Here is a 3,149-nt window from a genome sequence, read left to right on the forward strand (position 1 = left end):
ATAGAATGAAAAACCGGTTGACCTTGTCCTCCTCCTTGAACACCATCTGGAATAGCTAAAGCTATTGCGCCTGATTCGTAAAGATTACAGGTTTCACTAACTGTTGAATTTAAAGAAATATTTGATGAATTAACGTTGAAAAAAATATTTCCTACTGCTTCAACCATTACTCTACAAAATGGAGCTACAGTACTAGGTACTGTAACACCGTAAGAACCATTATTCGGAACGTTAGATGCCAAAACAGTATCATAACTAAGACCTCCGTTTGTTGATAATAAAATATTTACATGAGAAACATCAATTCCTGCTGCTGTTGTATTTGCTACATCCCAAGTAATTGTTTCGGTATCTCCACTTGTCCAACTAATTCCTGTTGCGTCTTGAGACGTTACTACGAATGGTCCTGCTGCTGTAGTCACAGAAGCTGTCATTTCATCTACAGCTGTTTGTCCTCCAACAACATCATTATCTCTAACTGTTAATCTGAATTTTAAGTCTCTTTGAACAGACGATAATTTTTCCCAAGCAGTAGAAACTCCTCCACTAATAGCTATATCTACTAATCTTGGAATATAGCGCGTAGTTTCTGATGTTCCAGGATATGATCTCACTAAAGGTCCTAAAGTCGTCGTTTCAGTAGGTAAGCCTGCAGGTCCTAAATCATACTGCTCCCAAGTGTAAGTGTGCGTTGTTGTACCATCAACATCTGTTGACGCACCTGTTAATTTATAAGGTGTAGACATCGGAATAATATAATCTCCACCAGCATTAGCTACAGGAGCAGTGTTACCAGTAGTGATTTCGTTTGCACAACTATTATTTATAGTAGCAAAAATCATTTGTAAACTTTTCTGGTGAAAATAAGCATCACTATTTCCTTGAACGTTTTGCGGTGCGCAAATTCCTGCGTATGCCATAATAGTTGATCCACTCCCTGGCTCATAAGCATTGGATGCCGATCTATTACTACCTCCACAATTTCCTGCATTACCATTAAAAGTATGTGGCGCTCCAAATTGATGACCTAATTCGTGAGCTACATAATCTACATCGTAAGCATCACCTACAGGTTGCGGAGAACCTGTAATACCTCTTCCTTTGCTATTAACTGAACATACCGATCCTAGTGCAGCTAAACCACCACCACCAGTACTAAAAGTGTGACCGATATCATAATTAGCCGACTGGATAATGTTATTTATAACTGTATGACTTTCATTAATTAAAGACCCAGCATTATCGTTAGAAAAATTATCCGAATTAATAAAAATTATAGCATCATTATTCGCCACAAGTGTCATTGTTACAGATAAATCTCTTTCATAAATTTGGTTATTTCTATTGATTGTAACCACTACTGCTGCTAAAACGGCTGCTTTCTTTTGTGCTTCAGTAGCCGCTGCAGTTAAACCTGCTGCTTGCCAATGAAAAGCAGAATATTCGATTGTAGTTGCAACTGCCAATCTATACTCTCTCATCTTACCGTCATTAGCATTTTTATAAGCGTTATAATCAAAATTTGAATCTAAGTCCATAGTTTCATCCTCGCCTTCAACAGCACATTCCCAAACTTGATCTAAAGCAGGTAAATCGCGCTTAGCATATACAATATAGTTCGCACCGTCTTTAGAGAAAGGATCAATAAATTGAGTCCCATTGTTAGAAGACATTGACATGGTGTGTAAGCCTTGATTCGTTATGCTAAAACGCATTGTTGTTCCTGGAGTATCTACACTCTCTCCAATATATGTACGAATTTCCGGGAATTTATCTTGAAGCTCTTTTTCCATTACAGATGCTTCCTTCACTCTAAATGATTCGAAAGTACTATTTGCAGTTGGAAAATCGATAATTACAGGTGATGGACCGAACGTTGTTTTCCTGTTCGGGGCATGTTGTAATTCATTCTTTAAAGCGTCAAGATTTAACGTGTAAAACTGAGCTTTAGCAGGCATTGTTTTTCTTAACACCTGTTCTTTCATTTTTACTTTCGACAGTGACGTTTCATTCCAAAATCCTTTACCTTTCTGAGAAAAACCAGATAATGAAAATAAAAAAACCGCTACCAAAACTAAACTATTACGTAAGTAATTGTGTTTCATGGATTATTTTTGATTAAATTAATACGCTATAAATATACCGTGTAATATATCAATTACAAAAGTTTAAAAGTTAAAGTAGCAACTAATAGTATGAAACATCTTACAGTTTTGATGATTTTGATTGTTTTTTCATGTCATTCAACAAAAAAAACGTCTAACAACGAACACAGTAAAGTTATGATTACCAACCAACAATGTCCAAAAGATGGGGTTTGCTCTCTTGAGGTTTTGAGAAAAAAATCTATCACTGTTAAAACAGATGAATTTGGCAATTCCTATACCGAGATAACAGAAAACGACCACTCTTCACTTTTAGTTTTCGAGTATAAACGCAATTCTATAGAAGGTGTTCAGGACGATAATTATCAAGAATTTGTATATATCGAATTAGCTTCTAAAACAGAAAATTTATCAATTAAAGATAGCAACTTACAAGATGCAAAGGTGACTTTTGTAAGACTATGCTTTTGCAAAGGACAAACAGGCGCCTATAAAGTAAACTCCGGAAAGCTTAATATTACCAAAATGGATACTTCTAATTACCAATTGGAGATGACTTTTAAGGTCAATGAAGTGCCACAAGTTATTAATGCCATTTCTACCACGTTCAAAATGTAAATCAATTAAAATATTCAAAACCTCATTGCATAATGATTTACTTGTAATTATTCTCTATATAACTTAAAACTAATTGGTGTTTATATAGCAATATATCAAGTTTTCCATGGGAGCTACTACCTTGAACATATACGCTACCATTGGATGGTTATGTAACCATTGTAGTAATAGAAACAATTGGTATTTTTAATACCAATTACAATACTAGTACCGTGAATAACTATTAAATCTACTACAACCTCCAAGCGACAGATTGAAAGCTCCTTATTAGGATTTTAAAGTTAATTTAAAGCCATAAAAAAACTCCGAAATGACTTCCGGAGTTTTATAATATTAAAAGAAGTTGAAATTATTCAACGATAATCTTTTTAGTAAAGGTTCTAGAACCGTCATTTACATTTAATAAATACATTCCAGATTCAACAT

Annotated in this window: 3 protein-coding genes; 1 reads left to right on the plus strand and 2 read right to left on the minus strand. The window is 34.6% G+C overall.

Annotated features, from left to right (window positions below; translation table 11 throughout):
• Positions 1 to 2,105: reprolysin-like metallopeptidase (locus BLV64_RS14360; RefSeq protein WP_092136761.1), on the minus strand; the 2,105-nt coding region annotated here is incomplete at its 3' end.
• A 90-nt stretch (positions 2,106 to 2,195) separates the two neighbouring features.
• On the opposite strand from BLV64_RS14360, the gene BLV64_RS14365 reads away from it, so the two are divergent.
• Entirely contained in the window at positions 2,196 to 2,723 is a 528-nt protein-coding gene (locus BLV64_RS14365) for a hypothetical protein (protein ID WP_092136763.1), read from the plus strand.
• A 349-nt stretch (positions 2,724 to 3,072) separates the two neighbouring features.
• Here the strand turns inward: BLV64_RS14365 and BLV64_RS14900 are convergent, their stop codons facing one another.
• Positions 3,073 to 3,135, minus strand: coding sequence for a hypothetical protein (locus BLV64_RS14900; RefSeq protein WP_394332354.1), 63 nt, complete (start codon positions 3,133 to 3,135; stop codon positions 3,073 to 3,075).
• Positions 3,136 to 3,149 lie beyond the last annotated feature (14 nt).

This window comes from Bizionia paragorgiae, from assembly GCF_900107625.1.
GTDB classification, from domain to species: domain Bacteria; phylum Bacteroidota; class Bacteroidia; order Flavobacteriales; family Flavobacteriaceae; genus Bizionia; species Bizionia paragorgiae.

What these genes read in the sequence shown, in the direction of transcription:
- BLV64_RS14365 (WP_092136763.1), top strand. Translation starts at nt 2,196, where the DNA reads ATGAAACATCTTACAGTTTTGATGATTTTGATTGTTTTTTCATGTCAT.